Genomic DNA, 22,025 nt, shown 5'->3' with positions numbered 1-22,025 from the left:
CAGTATTGTAAATTTATTGAAAAATTAAAGGGAATTTTAAACAAAAATTGCACCCGATAATGCTCAGATGCAATTGATTTATTATTGAACCATTTTTTGCTCAAGTCTTTCCAACTTGTTGATCGCTTTTTTAACACTATCATATGCGGCAGTTCGAGTTGTTGCAGTTAAGTTTGCAATTTCTTGATAACTCATATCCTCCAAAAAATAAAGTTGAAAAGCTTGCGATTGAGTTTGAGTCAAAAAATTTTGATATTTTTCAAATAAAGTAATTAAATGCTCTCTTTTATCTAACTCAGTGATTTTACTCATTATTGATTAAATCCTTAGTCATTGCATAAATAAATTTTTCAAGGTCAAATTCTTGAAGATCTTCCAATCCCTCACCAAGCCCAATGTATTTAACATTTAAATCAAACTCATCTTTTATTGAAAGAACAATTCCACCTTTGCTTGTTCCATCCATTTTAGTTAAAATAATACCAGTTGGACTAGCAACTTCCTTAAAATGTTTAGCCTGACTTACACCATTTTGGCCAGTTGTTGCATCTAGAACAAGTAAACACTCATGAGGAGCATCATTTTGAAATCTTTTAATAATTCCATAAATTTTTTCAAGCTCTTTCATTAAGTTTATTTTATTTTGCAATCTTCCGGCAGTATCAATTAAAAGCAGATCATAATTTTCATCTTTTGCTTTTTTTAATGAGTCAAAAACCACTGATGCTGGGTCAGCATTTTCTTTTTCTGGTTTGATAATATCAACACCAGCTCTAGAAGCTCAAACATCTAGTTGACTTACAGCGCCTGCTCTGAAGGTATCAGCTGCCGCAACAAGAACTTTTTTGCCCATTTTCATGTATTTATGAGCAATTTTAGCAACTGAGGTTGTCTTTCCTGAGCCATTAACGCCAACAAAAACAAAAACATTTAGGCGGCCATCTTGATAATTTAATGTTGTGTCAACAATACTTTTATTAGTGTAAATAACAAACATTTGATCGGCAGCAAGTTCCCCAATATCTTTTGTTAAACTAAGATTTCTAAGCTTTACCTCGTTTTTAATGTGTGTAATTATCGCATAAACAAGTTGTGAACTTATATCAGACATAATTAAAATTTCTTCTAGTTCTTCAAAAAATTCCTCATTTATTTGTTTGTGTTTGTTTTGTAAATTTAAAATTTTACGGCCTAAACTAGATTCATTGTCAAAAGCAATTGTATACTTATCAAGTTTTTTTGACTCTTCAAGTTCTTTAAGTTGCTTTTGGTCTATCTCTTTTTGTTTTTCTTCAACTGTTTTTTTTCTGTTAAATATTTTTTCTTTTAAAAATTTAAAAAATCCCATAATTGAATTTTATTCTAAATTATCCAAACTGTATATAAAACAAGTCGGATATTAACATAAGTTTTAATTTAAAACTAATTCATTTATAAAATATTGCGAATAAATTTGCTTTATCGTATAATTAAAAAGATTTTAATGATATTTTTAATTTTTAATTAAGATAAGGAGAAAAATGGCAAGAGAAGGATTTACATTTCAATGTACTGATTGCAAGATGGAAAACTACATTAGCAAGAAAAATAAAAAAAACCATCCTGAAAAAGTAGAATTAAATAAATATTGTGGTAAATGCAACAAGCACACTGCGCACAAAGAGAAAAAATAATATCAATAAATATTGGTGTGGTCTTTTTTATGACACACTTTTATAAAAATACACACAACAAAAATTATTATTTAAAAATAACGAGTCAAGTGCAATATGGCACTTGACTTTTTTTATTAACTTCAACTATATTAACTTTTAAAAGTAATTTGAATTGAAATTTATAGTAAGGAAATATTTAAAATATTATTTTTGTGGAATTTTTTTAATTTAATGATTTTTATATCGTTTTTTATAGCATTTTTCTACATTTTAAATAACAATTCAGTAAGAATATATATATATAAAATAAATAAAAAAGTTGATATTTAAATTTTGTCATGGAAAGGTATGCATGAAAAAGTCTGTTAAACGCGGTATATTCACAACATCTGTTATTACAACATCATTTGGTTCAATGGGAGTTACAACAACAGCAATAATCAACAAAAATAATCTTGATCCTGAGTTTTTAGAAAAATTAATTGCTGAAATTAAAGCAAAAACTCAAGAAGCTATTCATGAATATGAAAATCTAAATAAAAATAAAGATTCATTAAAAATATTTAAACAAAATATTGATAAATCTGAACAAAAACTTAGCGAATTAGAATCAAAATTCAATGAATATAACTCTATAAAAAATAAATCTAGCGACATTAAAAAAGTAATCGACGATTTCAAGGAATCTTTAAATACACTTAAAGATAATATTTCTAATGCAAAAACTGAATATTTCCAAAAAGTAGATGATGATATTAAATTAAACATAAACGCAGCTAATGAATTAATTGAAAAATTAAATTCAAATCAAGATTCAGTAGATACTTTACAACATGCAATTACCGAAGCAGAAAATAAGTTAAATGATTTTGAAGATAAGTTAAATAATTACGATAACGAAGAACATAAAAATAATGAAACGATTAGCCAAAATCTTGATATTTTTAAAGAAGCAATCAAAACTTTAAGAAATGAAATTTCTAAATCTAATCAAAAATATACTGCAAATAAACAAACATTTGACCAAATAGTAGAAAATGCTAAACAAACATCGAATGCAGCAATAAAAAAATTAAGAGAAACATCAAAAATTAATGTGCCAGGTCTTGAAGAAGCATACAATAATTTAGCAATAGCTCTTAATGAAGTTGCGGATGCAAAACAAAAAGTTAAGGATTCAAAAATCCATGTTGATAATTTAACTGAAGTTGCGCAGAAAGTTAAAAACGCAGAAAATAAAGTTAAAGATTTATTGGAATTAATTAATAAATTAAACGATGAGCAATTAAATTCAAAATATCTTGAAGAAATTGAAAGCAATATTGATGAGTTAAATCAAAAAAATAGTGAAGCTGAAGTAGTGCAAGATAATGTAACAAAATTATCTGAATTCATTGAAGAATTTAAAGAAAAAATCAATGCCGCTAAGGAAACAACTAATGTTATTGACAGCAATTCTTCAACAGTAACCGAACAGACAAAAACCAAAAATAATGAATTAAAATTATTAATACCGCAATCACAAGAACATTTAAAAAAGGTTGAGGACAAACTAAATAAAATAACTGCAGAAATCCAAGGTGAATTATTCACACTACAAAGCAATGCACAAGATAACAAACAAAGCATTGAAGAAAATAAAGATAATTTTGAACAGTTATCTAAGGATTTAGATAATATTGAGCAAAATTTAGCAAATTCAGTTTCTAATCTAAAACAAAAAATTGAAAAGGTAGACTACCAAAATCTTTTCAAACCAATTAATGATTTACAATCTCTAATAGAATCAAATAAAAATAAAGCACTTGAAAATATTAAAGGGCTTATTTTAGAAGAACTAAATAAAGCTCAACATTTAAAACAAGACCAAATTCAAGAATTCAAAAATAAAATTAATGCAGCTAATACTTTAGAAGAATTAAAAACAATTAAGCAAAAAATTCAAGAAACAAATTCAAAACAAGAAGCAAATGAATTCGTAAAACAACTGAACAATTTATCAGACAGCGAAATAAATGAATATATCAAATCAGTTGATGGTACAAATACTGATGATCTTTCAAATTTAAAAGAAAAATACTCAAAAATTAATGAGCAAAAATCTCAATTAATTTCCCAAATCAATGATTTGGATTTTACGGATGAACACAAAAATCAATTCAAGAAGGAAATTAAACAAAAAAATCTCGCTGATGCTCAAAACCATTTAGAAAATATCAAAAAAATTAATGACTTAAAACAACAAATTAAGCAATACATTAATGATCCAGCTAATAAAATACCTGATGATAAAAAATCTCTTTTAAAAAATGAATTGCTAAATGCAAATAATATTTTGGATGTTGAGAATATCCATCGTAAAGCACAAGTTGAAAAAGCAAAACAATCAGCTATCGAAGAAATTAATAAACTAACTGTCAATAATAAAGATGAATTGATAAATGAAATTAATCAAAAAGATAATGAAGATGAAGTTATGGCCGTTGTTGCTAAAGCAAAAGGCGATTTATTACAGACCGCTAAACTTGAAGCAGAAGGCAAAATCAAAAAACTTAAATTCATTAGCCAAAATGAAAAAAATAAAATAATCAGTGAAATAAAACAAAAAAATAATGAAAATAAATCAGATATAACGAAATTAATCAATGATTTATCTGCAAAAAATACAGAAAAAGAAACAATATTTAATGAGAATATTGCAAATTCTGAGTTATTTAATCCAGAACACATTCAAGAAAAATTGAGAAGTTGTTAATTAATGAAGATGACAAAGATAAATATAACAAACTAAAAGATGATTTTGTTAAATTAAATCAATCAAAACAGGATTTAAAAGATAAATTAAATAACAACCAGTTCAACAATTTAGGTGAAAAAGATAAAGAAAACATTTTAAACAAGCTTAAAGAAATTAAATTTGATCTAAATAGCGACAATAGTCAAAAAGTAAATGAACTATTAAATGAAATAACCGAGTTAGATAACTTCAAAAAGAATTTGATTGAAAAAATAAATCAATTGCAAGGTGTCGATGAAACAGAAAAACTAAAAACAGTTGAAGAAATCAAACAAGCACCAACAAAAGAATTAGCACAAAAACTTTTTGATGATCTTTCTTTAAAATCTAAAAAACAAACCGCAAAAAATGAAATACAATCATTGAGTAGCATTAATAATAAAAAAGAACAATACTTAAAAAATATTGAACAAGCGCAAAATACCGAGCAAATAGAGAATATTATTAATGAAGCTAAAGAATTAGATAAACAGAGAAAAAATAAAGAATTTGATAAGCAAAACTTCAGTGCAATTTCCGCCCACCCCGAAGCAAAAAATCAGTACAATAAAGAGATTGAAAAAGCTAATGATTCGCAAGCAATTAATGAAATTGTTCACAAATATAAACAATGAGATAATAAATTTAATGAAGCAATAAAAACAATTGATTCATTAAATAATTTATCGCAAACTGCTAAAGAGCAATTAAAAAATAAAATTAATCAAATTAATTTAGATTCTAAACAAACTCAAGAAGTAATTATAGCAATTGACAGGATTCTTAATGATGCTAAGAAAACAGATCAGCAAAATGCCAAAAACATTGAAATATTGAAACAAAACGAAAAATGATTGCCAGATAATTACGCTAATGAAATAAAAGAAAAAATCAAAAATCAAACAACAATAAAAGATTCAAATGCATTGTTGAACAAAGCTAAAAAATTATGAAAAGCAAGAGAAACCATTAGTAAATTAGAATTCATTAACAATGAAAAGCAACAATATTTAGATCAGTTAATTGATATTGAAAAACCAGAATTGCAAATTCATAATTTAGTTGAAGAAGCAAAACAAAAAAATTTAACTAAACAAGGATATTACTTAGGTTTAGACCAATTTAAATCTTCATTTAGTAATCAATTTATTACAAATCAAAAAGAAAAAATTAAACAAATTAGTGAAGCTAATGCAAAAAGTATTTTTGATCAAATTAACAAGTTGCATCGAGATTTAGAAAAACAAAAAAATGACACTAAGAAATCTGTTAAAACTGAATTTAATCAAAAAGCTACCTCACCAAAACACAAAGAATTTTATTTATCACTTGCTGATAAACAAAAATATAGTGACAATGTTCTTGAAAATTCAAGTGATCAAGAATGTGTGCAAGTATTAAATGATATTGTCAAACTATCAAAAATAGAAACTGATTTATTTATCTATTCAAAAAATAAAAACAAATACAAGTTATTACTAAATGATGCAGAAGCAAATCAATATATGAGCAAATACAGTTCCCTTTCTCAAGCTGACAAAAATCACTCATCTGTTGAACTATTAAATAAAATAAAACCAATATTATTGGATGTTGAAAAACTGCACAATGATAAAAAATTAATTCAAGATAAATATGACACATTACAACTTGTAAAAAGTTCTCTACGTCAAAATGCTAAAAACCAAGTTAAAAATCAAACAAAACAACAAGCAGAACAAAGATTTAATGAGCTGCAAACTTTGAACACTGAAATTGACAAAGCACTAAAACAATTAGAAGGTAGTGAATTCAATAAATTAAGTGCTGCAAATAAAACTAAATTTAAAGAACGCATTAAAAATGTGGATCAAGTAGCCCAAATTCAACCAATAATTGATGAAGCTAAAAATGAAGTTGCATTAATTGGCGCAAAACAAAATGCTAAATCAAAAATAAATAAGTTAAACAAAATATACAACAAAGCAAAATTCACTAAAAGAGTTGACGATGCCAAAAATGTTGATCAGGTAACCCAAATTTTAAATGAAGCACAAGATCTTAATAAAACGAAAATCGATACAGTTAAATCAATTAATAAGCTTCAAATAGCAAATGCCACAAAAACTAATGCAATTAAATCTATTGAGCAAAATGATGATAAAACATTTGTTACAAATAAATTTAACGAATTAAAAGATATCTCAGACCACAAAACAAAACATATTAACTTAATTAATAATTTTGATTTAATAACAAAACAAAAAAGAGATGGCAAAATTGATTTAATTAAGAAAAACGACAATAAAGATTTCATTACAAAAGAATTTAATTCATTAAAACAATTGTTTGATTCTAAAAAATCGCTTGAAAATGATATTAATCAGGCTAAAACAAATAATCAAATTTCTAACTCTATAAAAAATAAATTAATTAATGAACTAAAAGCCAAAGACTCAACTGTTGGTGTATTACAAGATTTTATAAGATATAAAAATAATTATGCAGAGCATAATAAAGCAATTAATACACTTGAACAAGTTAAAGATTTAATGAAACCATTTAGTTTTGGCAACCATATAAAAGAATTAGAACAATTTATTAAAAACAACTCAGAGAATAACAATGATACTGCAACAGGTTTTGAACAGAAAAATCAAAATCTACATAATCCAAATAATTTAAATAATTACTATAATAAATTTAATCAAGATAGCATAAGATTTTTAGACGAATTTAAGCGTAATATCAATTCATTAAGTAAATCTGAGCTTGCGAAAAAACAAAATGAGTTGCAAAAACACAAAGAAAAACTTAAAGAAATAGACAATAAATTAAAAGGTACATTCAATAACTCGCAAAGACAATTAATCAATGATGAGTTTAAAAAAGTTGAAGCTAAAATTACTGAAATTGAAAATCTAATTATTAGTAAACAGAACGAAATTAACAAGTTAGTTAATGAATATAATACAGCCAAAAATGCTCTGCAAGTTAATATTGATAAATTAAGAGCATATCCTATATATCAAAATGACAACAAAATAATTGCCGATAAATATCAAGATATTTTAAATAGAAATGTTCAAAGTTTCAATTCTGCAAAACTGGATAACGAAGCAAGAGAATGACATGCAAAAATGTTGACAGCTAAAAAAGCTCTTGACATGTATAATGCACCAATCGATGAACTAGTAAAATACACAAATTTAAGAGCAAGAAATGATAGCATCAAAAAGATTGCTTTTGACAAGTATGAATATTTATCAAAAGAAATTACAAACACTATGAAATTACATAGAGCTAACCTCCACGATGATAGTGAATACATGGAAGCCAACATAAAACAACTATGAAATAGTTTTGACACAGTTAAAGAATTAATATTTATTCATGAAATTATCAATATTATTGGCAAAGGAAAATGAACAAAAGTTACAAGTGATAAAGATCACGATCTATATATTTATAAGGCATATGTTTCAAATGGAACACATTCTAATTCAACAATTGTTTTAGACACCCCCGAATATAAATCAAACCATTATCCAGATATGAAATTTGTGTTTAAAGGTTCTATTAATAAAGAATGGAATCCTTATTACCATAAATTCAGAGGCCATATTGAATTCCATAGTGGTGAAGCAAATAATCTTGTAATCAGAATGGATGGAGAATATACAATTAACTGACTACCATCGAAAGAAAGATTCCTCGAAAATCAACATAATGGCAAAGATAAAGAAACACATCAAAAAAGAAATGATGCAAATCTGCAACTTAAATATGTTCTTAGTGGATCAAAAATAGCGGAAAGAGTAAACTAATATAATTGCATAATCAATAGATTATGCTTTTATTTTCAAAAAATCCAATAATTCAATAAAATATACTTAAAATAAATATTTGTTTAAAATATTGAATAATGAATGGTAGTACAATAAAAATAAATTTTAAGGATTAATAATGAAAAATTTTAAATGTAAACTATTAGCTTTGGGCGGAGTAAGTAGCGTTGTTGTTTTGGCTTCGCAATTAGTTTCTTGTGAAGTTTCGCAAAAACAAGAAAATAAAAAAACAACAAATGAATCACCACTTTCGCCGGCAACTCCAATCATAAAAAAAGAAACTAAGCCGCTAACAAAACTAACCCCTGCAGCGCCAATCGTGAATGTCAATACTAAAAAAACACTGCCTCTAACTAAATTAAGTGATGCAAAAAAATCTAATCAACAAAACACTGCGCCAATTGTTAATAATAATCAAAAGCACCCAAGAAAGCAAACTGTTGACAAGTCGGAAATTAGTAATCAAATTTTAAGTGCAAATCTAACTGGATACAATTATTATTCTGATGCAAATTACCATTTAGGTTTTGATGATAATATTGAATTAAAAACTGATCAAGAGTTAAATTTAAAGTTATTGAACAACTCTAATCAAGAAGTAAACGGCGTAAATTGGTATGTTAGAACATATTACCCAACTGATGAAGTTTATGAAATAAATCAAAATTTAAACATTAATTCATCTCTTAGTTTTGTGACACCAAATATTATTAAAGGCAACAATAATGAAAATAAAACTAAAAATGTTGAGTTATGAGCATATTACCAAGGTCACTTATATAAAGCTAATTTAAAAATATACACTAAGCAAGAAAGCAAAAACATAAGTGAATATGAACAAAGTCTAAATAGAGTTAAGGAACTAAGTAAAGGTTGACATAATTTATCAGATGTTCAAAAAGCCAAAAAAGCATATGAATGATTGACAACTAATGTTAAATATCAAGAGGGTCAATATTTAGGAGATGATCAAACTGCTTATTCTGCAATAATACAGCAAGCTAGCGTATATACTGGTTATGCTAAGGGCTTTAAAATGTTTATGGACGAGTTAAATATTCCCAATATGCTTATAACAGGGGATGTTGGAACCGAAAGACATATCTGAAATATGGTAGAAATAGAAGGTAAATGATATCACGTTGATGCTACTTGAGGAATTAGAACCAGTTTCAACAATAATATAAACTATAATTATTTTTTGATTAATGATTATGATTTAAAATTTGGCAGAGATTACATAAAACGCTTTAAATATGAACAAATGGGCGAAAAATATCGTGGAATTGCATTAGAAAACTTTATTACACAAAGAGAACAAGTTGCTAAGTTGGTTGAAAAACAATTAAGTCCGGAGTCAAAAACTAATGTTTTAACTTTAACTACACCATATAACGCAGAATTTGATAATGTAGTAAGAGAAGGAATTTTCAAAAAAATAAGCAACCGTGAAAAATTACACATAACAAAGAAACAAAATCGAAACTTTTTAACATATACTTGCATATTGCCTCGTAACAATGAACATGTTAAAAATACCAATATAGAAATTGAAAAATTCGCAAATAATGTTAGCTCATATATTTTGAAAATAAAAACTAAAAACAATGATGTTGAGTTGTCAAATGATAATGTATTTGTTCAAGGTGCATTTATTAAAAAAGTTGAAAAACAAGGCTCAGATTATTTAGTTTACCTTGAAAATTTCGATAATTTTGGAAGTGCAAAAGTTAACATTGAAGTTCATAAAATCGGATATAAATTTAATGCTTACCAAAAATCATTTGATTTTGATGTTCAACGTCAAGGAATGCCTAAAGCAGTATTCAATCCAACTGATTCGAACAATGGTGTGTTAACAAATATTGATAATAGTATGGAATACCGTACATACAATAATCCTTGACAGGGCGTAACATCTAATCAAATTAAACTTGACAACATTGGTACAATACCTATTTCAATAAGAAAAAAATCTTCTAATACACATTTTGCTTCTGAAATTCAAGTTATTAATATTGAAAAAGGACGAGATTTAGATAGAATTGTTAAATATTATAATGGTGAAGTGGTTGGCGTCGGTAATACTATACAATACCGTTTAAAAAATTCAAATGGTTGAACAGATATTAATGCTAATAAATTAGCAAACTTAACCCAAGGTCAATACGAATTCAGAGTGAAACCAATGCCAAATAAACTTGCTTCTGATGTATTTACCCTTACCGTAAATTAAGTAAATTTAGATAACAACAATAACGGATAGCGCTTTTAATAAAGCGTATTCGTTATTTTTTATGTCTATAACTCCAGTTATTTTGTTTTAAATTATGCAAAATATTAAACGCAAACAAAAGTACTATAACACCGAAAAATTCAACTATATTAGAATTCGTATTTTGAAATAATTAACAATTTTTAATTTATTTTTTAGCAAAATTTATACAAATTTGTGATTTGAATAATCCTAATAAAAGTGAAAATTTAATGTCATAAATCAAGAAAATTAACTATTAATACTTGTAAACAGACAATTTGTACAAAAATTTTTTATAATTTAATTAATAAATTAATTAAAGGATTTTTTATGGAAAGAAGAGAAGAAAAAGAGAAAAAGAAGAAGAAAAAAGCTGCTTTAGCATTTTTATTAGCATTTTCATCTATCGTCACGTCTTGTACTGCTATAGGGGTTGTTTTTCTTAAAAAGCAATCATTGAATGGAACTAATAACAACATATCTAAAGTTGAAAATGAAATAGTTTTTCCTGAAAGAAAAAATGAACAATTTGATGCTTTTAAAAACGGGTTTTTGGAATTGTTAGCTTCATTAGAAAAAGAATTAACATCTCCAGAAGAGCAAATTGCTTTAAAAGAAATTAAAGATGAAATTAAAAAAATATATAATCCAGAAGTTGATAAAGAAATAAAAAGTGAAAATCAAATAATCCAAATAATGCAAGAAATTAATGAAGTGCTTGCAGATATATTTTCTAAATACGATTTCGAAGAAGAAGAAATAATTGCTTGAAGTCCTTGAGAAGAACCAAATAATAAAAAAATTAAAAAGGAAAAATTAAAATTAAGTCAAATTGATTTATCAAAATTTAAAACTACATTGAAAAAAGTTAATAAACTAAATATTGATAATTTTTACAAAGACTATGTGGAAAAATTAAGAAAAGAAAAATTCGAAGAATATAAAGCCCCACTTTGAAAAAAATATAATCAAATTAATGATTTTTACCAAAAATTAATTTTAGATAAGCCAAACGATATATTAATTAATGCTGATAAACAAACAATTTTAGAAGTATTAATGAGCATCAAAGATAGATTAAACAATGCACCGCTAAAAGACTATGATTTTGTTGATAATCTTGATGCAGAACTGCACCAATTTTATATAAGCAAAATAGAACTCCTAGTGTTTAGAGAGGACTATTTAGCTTTATTAAATTTCATTAAAGAAAAATATTCAAGCATAAATGCAGATGAAGTTAATAACTGAGTGAACGAACAATTATCGTATGGTGGTTTACAACTAAAAGACGTATATCATTCGGGTTATAAAAATTTAAAAAATCTTTTATTAGTAGATGAAAATTATGATTTAGGGAATTTGATACCCGATCCAATACACTATGAAATGGGCGAAATAGAAGATAAAGATTCAATTTATGCCAAAATTCAAACCACAATTCTTATGCAGAATACCAACGCTTTTAAAATATATGGATATTTAGAAAAAGTTATTAACGAATTAAACAAATTAAAAAGTGATAAAAAAGATTATAAAACTTATTTCCAAGGAATTTTATATCTTGAAAAGCAAATTATTTTAATTAATGAGCGTATTAAAGCTGGAATTAAAATGAAAGAACACTATGATCATATTATTAGTGGTTCATACATGTATGGGGAATGGGCAACAAATAGAGCAAAAGAAGTAGCTGCTAGAATTAAGAAAACATCTACAACTGAAGATGTTAACAAAGCAATTGAAGAATTAAAAAACATTAAGCAAGAAGGTGAAAAACGCGAAAAAGCAAAATCACAATACGAACAGACAGTTAAAAACGCAACATCATTTCTTGAATCACTAAAAAATAGTGCAAATAAATATCCAGAAATAATCAATGAGTTAGAAAAAGTTATTGAAGAATGTAAAAATTTCCAAACACCTTATCCAACAGTGGAAATGTATACAAATGCCTATGAAAAATTAATATCAGCCGTAGGGAAAGCTGCTGATGAAAAGGAAAACAAAGATAAAGAAAAAACAGCTTAGCAAGAATTTGAATGTTTACTTTTGAATGCTAAGGAAATAAATAAAAGAATTAAGATTAGTTCTATATTTGAAGAAATTAATTAGAAATTATCGAATAATATTGTAAAAGTGATTGAATTAGTGAAAAAATAAACCCACTAAAAAACATATAAAGAAGCAAAGTCTATTTCAAATAAGCTGTAATTACAAATAATAAAAGCTATCCACATTTGTTGAACTTAAAATTACTATTAGAAAATACACGGCAAGAGCTGTGTATTTTCTAAATTATTATTCTAGTTTGTTACCTTGTATGTCTTTAAATTCACCACTGATAATTAGTATGAAGTCAACAAATGCTCCAATACCAAATAGTCCAAATGTTAGTAATCATATAAGACCAGTACCAATTTTACCTACATAAAATCTATGTATTCCTAAACCACCAAGGAAAAAGCATAAAAGTATGGCAGTGATTTTTGATTTTTTCATAAATCTCCTTTCCAAAAAAATGTTCGAAAAGAGTATATATATATATAAAGTATGAAGAAAATACTAAAAAAATCGAATAATTTGTATGAAATTCCATACTTTTTGCACTTTGACCCATATTTCCCTGCGATGCAAAATATATAAGGGTTTTTATAAATCATTACAAAAAAGCCAACACCTTTGTGTTAACTTCTATTGTCTTTGTTTAAAATTGTGTATTTTAATTATTATTCTAGTTTGTTGCCTTGTTTGTCTTTAAACTTACCAATGATAAGTAGGATAAAGTCAACAATTGCTCCAATACCAAATAGTCCACCTGTTAGCAATCATATAACACCGGTACCAATTTTGCCTACATAAAATCTATGTATTCCTAAACCACCAAGGAAAAAGCATAAAAGTATGGCAGTGATTTTCGATTTTTTCATAAATCTCCTTTCAAAATATTTGTTCAAATAAAATTATATATATATATATATATGAGAAAAAGCCAAAAAAATAAAATAATTTTTACAAAAATCCATATTTTTACATATTAATTTCCCAAATATATTAAGCATTATCAAGTTAATTATTCTCATTAAGCAAATATCTTAAAAAAATTTGTAAAGAAATAAAGCAGAACAAAAAGTTGGCATTTTGCGCTCAACTTTCATTAATTTATACATTTTCTTTTACTTTTTGAATATAAATTTCAGTGTTTTGGCAAGTCCGCCATTTTTATAATTAAACGGACTGACAAAATTTGCAATAGATTTATATTCCTTTGAAGCATTTTTCATTGCTATACTATAACGAACTTTACCAACTGTGGTTGAGTCATTCATAGTGTCACCAATATGAATGCAATCAAATGGGTCAATATTTAAATACTGCGCGAATTTTTGTTCTGCAATACCCTTTGAAGCTTCAATGTTTGTCACTTCTAAAAATGTGTTGTAATTTCTTGCACAAAGAATGTTTAATTCTTTTCCAACTGTATTGTTTAATTCATTAAGGAATTTTTTTAAATTATTTTTATTTAAGGACCAAAAAATAAGTTTGTAAATATCATCTTTAAGATTGATTTCGGGTACTTTTTTCGCTTTTCCTTTTTTAAACAAAGTAGCAAGCTTAACAACTAATGAATTTGAGTAAGTTTGGTTTCTAAAATCTGAGTTGACAATAGTTGTAATGTTGTATTTTTTTACTAATTTTTCAATAATTTGGCAATGAACTTTTTCAATGGGTTTAGAAAATATTTCATTGTTGTCAACAATAATTTTTGCCCCATTCCAAGCAATTAAATCTTGTGAATTTAATTGACTTAAAATATTAAAAGTTTTTTTATTCAACCCTCTACCACTTGAAACAACAACTTTTATACCAGATTTTTTCAAATTATTAATTACATAGATATTCTCATCGCTTAATAATTTACGTTTATAATCAAGACTTGTGCCATCTAAATCAATAAAGATAATTTTAATATTTTCAAAATTCATATTTTAATTATAACAATTAAAATGCATTGAATTCATATCTATGTGTGTATATATTATTATCTAATTTTGCTAAAAATTCCATGGTTATTTTACTATCATTTTCAAAGTTATAGTTAAAAGATAAATTCTCAGGACTTATTGATAATGAAGTTGCAACCTTATTTACAACGGCATTAACAATGGACTTATCAAATTTTACTTTTTCATTCGAATAACGAATATATTGGTAAAAATCGTGTGTATTTAATTTTGGATAAATATTTTCACTATTAAGTATTGGAGTTATATTTTGTTCATTGTTTTTATTCAATTGAGTATTGTTATGTTTCTTAGCAGAAACAACTGCGATTGGAACTACAATCGCTGCCACAGCAGCAACTGAACAACTTGAAATTATCAATGTTTTTTTATTCATTATTTTTTGCAAACCTTTCAAAATATCTTACATCCAATGGATTAAGTTTTACAAATGACTCTATTTCTTTTGAATCTAATGAATACTTGACATTCGGAACTTCAATGCCGTCATCTTTTATTTCTAATTTAATTTTTCCATATGATGGATCAAGCAATGGTTTATCTATTTTTTGTCTATGTGAAATGTTTAATTTAACAAAATCAATTGGTTTATTTTCTCCTCCTAAATCAAATTGATATTTAAAATGTGTGGATAAATTGCCCATGTGTGAATATGGAATAAATAATCCTCTAGAATCAAAATTATTTGAATTATTTATTTGTTTTGTTGAATAATTAAATTCCGTTGGTTCGTTTCAATAATATTTATTAATTTCTTGCCCTGATGTGTAAATGTTTGAAATAACTTCCCTGCTTAACTTATCTCTATTATTTAAATTATTTCATTGTTCGCCCGAAAATGATTCAAACCCATTTTTAGACAATGATTGATGTCTTGTAAAAATGTCATTATAGACACTAAAAGGCGCTCAGTTTTTATATTCTAATTCAGGTGTTTTATTGAATGTTCTTGCTTTATTATCTTTAATTTTTAAGTTTGCTAAATATGTTTTATTTTTGTATTCCAAATCATTGATAATTATTTCGCCATCTATATATGATTTAGAAGAACCAAGCAAGTCATTGTCTATTTCTCCAAAATCAAATGAATAGTAGTCAGCAATATTAAAATTAATTTTGTTATTTACAGTAGTTAAATAGTGCTCGTTTAAGTCTAAATTTTCTTTTTTGATCTCTCATATTTCATGATTTGGATAAGTTTGTTGAAATACAATTGATTTTAGTTCTTTGAACTTTAAATTTAACTTTTTAGATGTGAGAATTATGTTATAAAGATTAAAATATTTTACATCCTCTGGCTTAAATTCAATGTTCGTGTTTTCGTATTTAAATAATGGATCAATTGTTATAAATTGATCTCTTTCACCTAATGTATAACCACTTGAAGAAATTTTTCAATCTTTTTCATGTTCAAAATGTTTACCATTTACTGAAATAAGCAAATCTTTTGGATCTATTCTCTGTGCACTTCTAATAGTGTCCGAATAGTGAGAGTGCCCTCAATCAGGTGTTGCGAATGTAATTGAAATAACAAATTGGTCATTGTTAAAAAATCTTTTAATCTCGATTCTTCCCCTAATCAATTTTCCAAAGTATCTTGAACGCATTGCTGTTTGTGGGTCATATATGTTGACTTCAAACTTGCGATCTTTAGGAACTTGTGGGAATTTTTTTGAAGTTTTTTTAGCAACAATTTGATAAGGGTCAATAGTTACTTTTGATACGATTTGTGGCTCATTGTTTGAGTTAATTAAGGTAAAAATACAAAAACTCCTCTATTGCTTTTTTTCTATTTTTATAATATGTTGTTTTTGAAAAGTATTTATCGTATCAAAGTTTATCTGTATTATATTCATCAAATTCTTTCTCAATAATCATTGCTGAGGTTTTATCCATTAAAGATAATGTTTCTTTAAATCTTGAAATAGGAACATTTTCGTTGGTTTCTTTGATTTTATTTGAATACTTAAGCATTAATTGTGCTTTTTTATTTGCTTTGTCTAACATAGCGAGTGATTTCACAGCATTATACCGTTCAGCTGAACTAATATGCTGTGTAAAATACATATTTTGAATATTGTTCATTTTCCTCCCAAAATTTAATATGTATTAATAAAAAAATTTTAGAAAAAAGGAAAAAATTAATAAAAAAACAGGATTTTTCCTGTTAAAAATTTTGAATTATTTTTCATGAAAGAGGCCAATTACTAGGAGTTTTAGTGTTTTTTCTTATCAATACTATGTATGACATTTCATTATTAACGTTTTTATATTCATGAACTTTAATATTTTCTTTTTGCTCAGGAAAAATATTCAAAAATTCCTCGATTTCTGATTGATAATTTCTACCTTTTAAAAGATAAAATAATCCCCCTGGTTTCAGTAAATGATGACACAACATGAACATATTTTTTATAGAAGACACAGCTCTGGCGCATACTACGTCAAAAGTGTTTGATAAATTTTTAGTTTTCTCAGCTCGTGAATTTATAATTCGTAATTTGTCAATACTCAATTCATTTTTGACAGAGTTTAAAAAGTCGCACCTACTTTGCATACCTTCAATAATTGTTAAATTAAAGTTATTATTTTTAATTAATGAAGGCAGCGATGGAAAACCAGCACCAGCCCCTATATCTGCGATATATTTGTTTCCAAAATCAATATTAATATATTGAGATTGGTCAAAAGAAATAACGGAATCATTTATTCCTTGTTCAATTATTTCTTCAAGAGTTTTAAAACCTGTTATGTTCTTTTTTTGATTATATTCAAAAACTAAATTAGCATACTTAAACAGTTTGTTATTGTCCATTATTGTTTAATTTCATCTGCAATTGTGTCATATAAATCACTAACTGATGTTCCACTGATTGATGCTTTAATAACGCCTGCTAAAAATGTGTCAAGACTAATTACTTTTAACTTATCGAATTTTTCCAATAATTCTGAATTATCTATTGAATCGGTAACAATCACTTTGCTTACGTGTGGGTGATTTTGAAACATTTCAAAACCTTTTGTAAAAATTCCATGAGTGGCAGCAACAACAATTTTGTTTGCTCCGTGTTGTTTCAGCGTATCCACAGCTTTTAAAATTGTACCACCGGTGTCAATTATGTCATCGATGATCACAGCATTTTGGCCTTCAACTTCCCCAATTAAGCCCATTACTTCTGTTTGGTTTACACCAACTCTACGTTTATCAATAATGCTAATTTTTACTGAATTAGAAATTAATTCAGCAAGTTTTCTTGCTCTTATTGTTCCACAATGGTCAGGAGAAACAACAGTAAAGCGTTCATTTAATTCTTTTACAGCCTTTGCAATTGGATAAGCGCCCCTAAGATCATCGATTGGAATATTGAAAAAACCTTGAATTGCTGGGTTGTGTAAATCAACTGCAATAATTTTTGTTGCGCCAGCGGTTTGAATTAAATCAGCAACTAATTTAGCACCAATAGGTTGGCGACCGCTTGCTTTTCTATCTTGTCTAGCATATCCATAATAACTTAAAGCAATTGTGATTGTTTTTGCGCTCGCTCTTTTCAATGAATCTACAAAAAGTAGTAAATCCATAAGGTTGTCATTAACAGGTCTTGATGTTGACGCAACAACATAAACATCTTTATTTCTAACTGTTTCTTCACTAACAAGCATTCTTTCACCGTCAGCGTATAGTGTTTTTTGTATTTTTGAAACATGTATACCTAAAATTTTTGCAATTTTGCTTGTTAAACTTTCGCAGTTTGGCATCCCAAATAACATAATATTTTCTAAAATCATCTTTTTTTAACTCCTAATATATCCATAATTATAATAAAGATTAGAAAAACGCATATTTATTACGCTAAAAAACAAAATTTTGTTAAAAATCTGCAAAATTTTTAACTAAATAATTTTTTTGCTAAATTAAAAAATATACTATAATACATATGCTATTTTAGCAAAATGGAGGGGTAGCGAAGCGGCCAAACGCGGGTGGCTGTAACCCACTTCCTCACGGTTCGGGGGTTCGAATCCCTCCCCCTCCACCATTTTGCCCCATCGCCAAGCGGCAAGGCATTGGTTTTTGGTACCAACACGCGTTAGTTCGAATCTAACTGGGGCAACCATATCACCTTAATGGTGTTTTTTTATTATCTTTTTGTGTTATTATTTTTGTATGAATAAAACAAAATCAACTTATAAAGCAACATTTGCAAACACGATTCTTTGTGGATCATTAATTTCATTTGGTATATACTTAACAATTGCAATTTTTGGTGGAATAACTTTTACCTTAAACAAAGCATATTTATTAAGTAATACTTGATCAGTGATTGTGTATATTGTTGCAGCAATTTTAAGTACTGCATTACTATTCGCAATATTAATTACTGGGCCACTTTGAAATGTTTATGTACTTGGAATATTTAGTTCTATTTCAATGTTTTTTGTAGGATTTTTAACTCTTGGATATGTATTTAATAGATTTTTAACATTAGAAGTTGAAACTTGAAAAATTTTATCAGTATTATTCATTCCAGCGGCGGTTATGATGCTAACAGGAACATTGGCTTATTACAATTTAATTAACTTTAAAAAAATATGAATTACATTGATTTTACTATTCATTACGTCAATTATTATTGCCTTAACTATATTCTTTGTAAGTAATAAAAATCTAGTGTATGTATTATATTCACTTGTTGCATGTGCCATCTTTTCAGCATATATGGCTATTGATTGATTCTTGATAACAAGATTCAATAGAAAGTACAAAGAATTCGGTAATGAGTTCTTATCATTGAAAAATGCAATAAAAATGTCAATGTACTTTGGCTTTAAATTGTCATATGATTATGTAATGATTGTTTATTATATTTCAAGAATTTTTAAATAATTTAATGGCTTTGCCATTTTTTTATCGCAATAAAAAAATGGCGATCACGAGAGGATTCGAACCTCTGACAACAAGCTTAGAAGGCTTGTGCTCTATCCTGCTGAGCTACGCGACCACGTGAATTTATTTTATATCTTTTTCGATATTTACAAAATATTTTTATTAAAAATAAAGTAAAATTTGAATATTATTTAACAAAACTAAGAGAGGTGCCATGGAAAAATACACTGAACAAGAACAAGTTAGACGCGATAAGTTGGCTAATTACGAAAAAAATAATATTATTGCATACAAAAAAGCATATGGTTTAGGTGAGTTATCTTACAGCGATGAAATCGCGAATGAATTTGCAAAATTCACAAAAGATGAACTTCATGAAAAATCAATAACAAGAAACATTGCTGGTAGACTAGTTGGAAAAAGAGGTCCATTTTTAGTAATTAGAGATTTTCATGGCGATATTCAAGCATATTTCAATAAGAAAGAACTACCTGAATATGCTGAACTTGTTTCAACATTTGATATAGGAGACATTATTTGAGTAAGTGGTGATGTTATGAAAACTATGACTGACGCAGTTGTTATAAAAGTTTCTAAAATTGATTTATTATCTAAATCTCTTAAACCACTTCCTGAAAAATATCATGGATTAGTTGATGCGGAAGAAAGATATCGTCGTCGTTATGTTGATTTAATTGTTAATAGTGAATCAAGGGAAAAATTTATTAAAAGAATCAAGATTACGCAATGAATTAAGGATTATTTCAATAATTTAGGTTACCTTGATGTTGAAACACCATTCTTACATGATTACATATCTGGGGCAGCTGCAAAACCATTTACTACTCATCATAATTCATTAAATCAAGATTTTGTTTTGCGTATTGCAACAGAAATTCCATTGAAAAAATTGGTTATTGGTGGTTTTGACAGAGTTTATGAGCTTGGCAGAATATTTAGAAATGAAGGTTATGACACAACACATAACCCTGAATTTACAACAATCGAATTCTATGAAGCATACTCAAATGCAGAAGGTATGATGAATAGAACAGAGGATTTATTTAAGTACCTATGTAACAAATTAGGTAAACATACTTTTGTAAATAATGGTGTTGAAATTGATTTATCAAAACCATTTAAAAGACTTAATATGGTTGATGCTGTAAATCAGAAAACTGGCAAGGATTTTAGAAATATTTCGCTAGAAGATGCTGTATCAGTAGCAAAAGAGCACAAAATTAAACTTGAAAAATTCTTCACAATTGGCCATATTATTAATGTCTTATATGAAGAACTTGTTGAACGTGAACTAATTGAACCAACCTTTGTTTATGGTCACCCAATTGAAGTATCTCCACTGTCTGCAAAAGGTGATGATCCAAGATTTACCGAACGTGCCGAATTATTCATAAACACAAAAGAATACGCAAACATGTATACAGAGCTTTCTGATCCAATAGACCAATTAGATAGATTCAAAAAACAATTGGATGAAAAGGCTGCCGGCAACGATGAAGCTAGTGACATTGATTGAGACTTTATTGATGCTTTAGAATACGGAATGCCTCCAACAGGTGGTTGTGGAATTGGAATTGATAGATTGGTGATGTTGCTTACAGAAACAAGTTCAATTCGCGATGTTCTTTTATTCCCAACACTTAGAAGACTAAAAAAATAACCGGGCGGTTATTTTTTTCTTTCGAAAAATAAGTATATTCGTAAATTATATTGAGTGAGAACTATTATGTTTTTTTATTATGTTTATGAACGATGATAATTTATGAGCATCCTGACTTATGTTAGGATTTTTGTTGTAATATTCAAATAATTTTTCAATAGATAATAATGAAAAAAATATTGTTACTTTATCTGATAGTATTCTTGTGGTTAAAATGTCATTTAATATATCAAACAAGAATCATTTATTAATATTCTCAGACCCGAAGCCATCAAGAACCAAAACATCTGCACTTTTTAATATCTTAATTATTTCAGGATTTCTGTTGTTCTTATCTGTAAATCCGTTTTTTAATTTCGCAAACAATGTAGATGTCTTAACATAAACAGAACTCATTTTATTCATAGCAAAATCAATTGCGATTGATTGAGCGTATTTAGAATTATTTATTGAATCTCCGCTTGAAATATACAAACCACCAACAGAATTATTATCTTTTATTAATTGAAGTTTATTTTCAATCTCTCGTTGCGAGTAAATGTTTCTTACAACGGTTTTATTTAATCTTAGGCTGACATCTATTTCATCAAAATCACTCAATCAAAGATATTTTTGTATGTTTAAAAAATCAGAAACCTTGTCATTGAATGTTTTATTGAACACTAGCTCATTTTTTTGGTTGCGATCAACACTAAATTTATAAACCGATGAGCTAGGATTGTCCAAATAATTTTTAACATCCAAAAACTCGGGTAAATATAATAAAAGCTCATCTCAGGTAATTTTTAATGACTCCATCAACTTAGCTAATTCTAGCGACTTCGAAATTATCTTTTTTATTTGCTTTTTGCGTTCTTTCTCACTTGAAGCAAATAAATTTAAAAAGTCTAAATCTTTTGTTTCATTTATTGAGTCCATA

Annotated in this window: 18 protein-coding genes and 3 tRNA genes; 9 read left to right on the top strand and 12 right to left on the bottom strand. The window is 26.9% G+C overall.

Annotation, left to right across the window (positions count from 1 at the left end; all coding sequences use genetic code 4):
- Positions 1 to 81: 81 nt before the first annotated feature.
- Both EXC34_RS00550 and ftsY read right to left on the bottom strand, forming a co-directional pair.
- Positions 82 to 312 carry a sigma factor-like helix-turn-helix DNA-binding protein gene (locus tag EXC34_RS00550; RefSeq protein ID WP_129687464.1) on the bottom strand — a complete coding sequence of 77 codons (231 nt, stop codon included), beginning with the start codon at positions 310 to 312 and terminating at the stop codon, positions 82 to 84.
- A complete protein-coding gene (gene ftsY / locus EXC34_RS00545) occupies positions 305 to 1,348 on the bottom strand; it encodes a signal recognition particle-docking protein FtsY (protein WP_129687463.1) in 1,044 nt (347 codons plus the stop codon). The genes EXC34_RS00550 and ftsY overlap by 8 nt, the downstream gene beginning before the upstream one ends.
- A 172-nt stretch (positions 1,349 to 1,520) precedes the next feature.
- Between ftsY and rpmG the strand changes: the two genes are divergently transcribed.
- From rpmG to EXC34_RS00520, 5 genes are all read left to right on the top strand, one after another.
- On the top strand, positions 1,521 to 1,673 hold the full coding sequence (rpmG, locus tag EXC34_RS00540) for a 50S ribosomal protein L33 (RefSeq protein ID WP_004420482.1): 153 nt from the start codon (positions 1,521 to 1,523) through the stop codon (positions 1,671 to 1,673).
- 334 nt (positions 1,674 to 2,007) lie between these two features.
- Entirely contained in the window at positions 2,008 to 4,410 is a 2,403-nt protein-coding gene (locus EXC34_RS00535) for a GA module-containing protein (RefSeq protein ID WP_129687462.1), read from the top strand.
- Positions 4,404 to 8,237, top strand: coding sequence for a GA module-containing protein (locus EXC34_RS00530; protein WP_129687461.1), 3,834 nt, complete (start codon positions 4,404 to 4,406; stop codon positions 8,235 to 8,237). Before EXC34_RS00535 ends, EXC34_RS00530 begins: the two co-directional genes overlap by 7 nt.
- A gap of 139 nt (positions 8,238 to 8,376) precedes the next feature.
- Complete coding sequence (locus tag EXC34_RS00525; RefSeq protein WP_129687460.1) at positions 8,377 to 10,494, top strand: MAG6410 family transglutaminase-related lipoprotein; 2,118 nt, start codon at positions 8,377 to 8,379, stop codon at positions 10,492 to 10,494.
- A gap of 351 nt (positions 10,495 to 10,845) precedes the next feature.
- Complete coding sequence (locus EXC34_RS00520) at positions 10,846 to 12,546, top strand: BAR domain-containing protein (protein ID WP_129687459.1); 1,701 nt, start codon at positions 10,846 to 10,848, stop codon at positions 12,544 to 12,546.
- Positions 12,547 to 12,816: 270 nt separating this feature from the next.
- On the opposite strand, the gene EXC34_RS00515 is transcribed toward EXC34_RS00520, so the two are convergent.
- The 8 genes from EXC34_RS00515 to EXC34_RS00480 all read right to left on the bottom strand — a co-directional run bounded on the left by EXC34_RS00515 (position 12,817) and on the right by EXC34_RS00480 (position 18,326).
- Complete coding sequence (locus EXC34_RS00515; protein WP_129687458.1) at positions 12,817 to 13,017, bottom strand: TM2 domain-containing protein; 201 nt, start codon at positions 13,015 to 13,017, stop codon at positions 12,817 to 12,819.
- 227 nt (positions 13,018 to 13,244) lie between these two features.
- The gene (locus tag EXC34_RS00510; protein ID WP_129687457.1) at positions 13,245 to 13,445 is read right to left on the bottom strand and encodes a TM2 domain-containing protein; all 201 of its coding nucleotides are present in this window, start codon (positions 13,443 to 13,445) and stop codon (positions 13,245 to 13,247) included.
- A gap of 246 nt (positions 13,446 to 13,691) precedes the next feature.
- On the bottom strand, positions 13,692 to 14,501 hold the full coding sequence (locus EXC34_RS00505; RefSeq protein ID WP_129687456.1) for a Cof-type HAD-IIB family hydrolase: 810 nt from the start codon (positions 14,499 to 14,501) through the stop codon (positions 13,692 to 13,694).
- A 16-nt stretch (positions 14,502 to 14,517) separates the two neighbouring features.
- Complete coding sequence (locus EXC34_RS00500; RefSeq protein WP_129687455.1) at positions 14,518 to 14,916, bottom strand: MHO_1590 family protein; 399 nt, start codon at positions 14,914 to 14,916, stop codon at positions 14,518 to 14,520.
- Positions 14,909 to 16,147: an MHO_1580 family protein gene (locus EXC34_RS00495; protein ID WP_129687454.1), complete on the bottom strand. Its 1,239-nt coding sequence runs from the start codon at positions 16,145 to 16,147 to the stop codon at positions 14,909 to 14,911. Before EXC34_RS00495 ends, EXC34_RS00500 begins: the two co-directional genes overlap by 8 nt.
- Before the next feature lie 139 nt (positions 16,148 to 16,286).
- Positions 16,287 to 16,625, bottom strand: coding sequence for an MG284/MPN403 family protein (locus EXC34_RS00490; RefSeq protein ID WP_129687453.1), 339 nt, complete (start codon positions 16,623 to 16,625; stop codon positions 16,287 to 16,289).
- Positions 16,626 to 16,707: 82 nt separating this feature from the next.
- Complete coding sequence (rsmG, locus tag EXC34_RS00485) at positions 16,708 to 17,355, bottom strand: 16S rRNA (guanine(527)-N(7))-methyltransferase RsmG (RefSeq protein WP_129687452.1); 648 nt, start codon at positions 17,353 to 17,355, stop codon at positions 16,708 to 16,710.
- Entirely contained in the window at positions 17,355 to 18,326 is a 972-nt protein-coding gene (locus EXC34_RS00480; RefSeq protein WP_129687451.1) for a ribose-phosphate pyrophosphokinase, read from the bottom strand. Before EXC34_RS00480 ends, rsmG begins: the two co-directional genes overlap by 1 nt.
- A 167-nt stretch (positions 18,327 to 18,493) precedes the next feature.
- On the opposite strand from EXC34_RS00480, the gene EXC34_RS00475 reads away from it, so the two are divergent.
- The 3 genes from EXC34_RS00475 (at position 18,494) to EXC34_RS00465 (ending at position 19,425) form a co-directional block, all read left to right on the top strand.
- A tRNA-Tyr gene (locus EXC34_RS00475) sits at positions 18,494 to 18,577 on the top strand.
- Positions 18,578 to 18,580: 3 nt separating this feature from the next.
- Positions 18,581 to 18,655: transfer RNA gene (locus EXC34_RS00470), tRNA-Gln, on the top strand.
- 50 nt (positions 18,656 to 18,705) lie between these two features.
- Positions 18,706 to 19,425 carry an MAG0110 family membrane protein gene (locus EXC34_RS00465; protein WP_129687450.1) on the top strand — a complete coding sequence of 240 codons (720 nt, stop codon included), beginning with the start codon at positions 18,706 to 18,708 and terminating at the stop codon, positions 19,423 to 19,425.
- Between the two features lie 38 nt (positions 19,426 to 19,463).
- On the opposite strand, the gene EXC34_RS00460 is transcribed toward EXC34_RS00465, so the two are convergent.
- Positions 19,464 to 19,540 (bottom strand) — tRNA-Arg (locus tag EXC34_RS00460).
- A 99-nt stretch (positions 19,541 to 19,639) separates the two neighbouring features.
- Between EXC34_RS00460 and lysS the strand changes: the two genes are divergently transcribed.
- A complete protein-coding gene (gene lysS / locus EXC34_RS00455; RefSeq protein WP_129687449.1) occupies positions 19,640 to 21,106 on the top strand; it encodes a lysine--tRNA ligase in 1,467 nt (488 codons plus the stop codon).
- A gap of 45 nt (positions 21,107 to 21,151) precedes the next feature.
- Here the strand turns inward: lysS and EXC34_RS00450 are convergent, their stop codons facing one another.
- Complete coding sequence (locus EXC34_RS00450; protein WP_165001202.1) at positions 21,152 to 22,024, bottom strand: ATP-binding protein; 873 nt, start codon at positions 22,022 to 22,024, stop codon at positions 21,152 to 21,154.
- Position 22,025 lies beyond the last annotated feature (1 nt).

This window comes from Mycoplasmopsis bovigenitalium (genome assembly GCF_900660525.1).
Lineage (GTDB): Bacteria > Bacillota_I > Bacilli_A > Mycoplasmatales > Metamycoplasmataceae > Mycoplasmopsis > Mycoplasmopsis bovigenitalium.
This window is presented reverse-complemented; position numbering and strand designations above follow the sequence as displayed.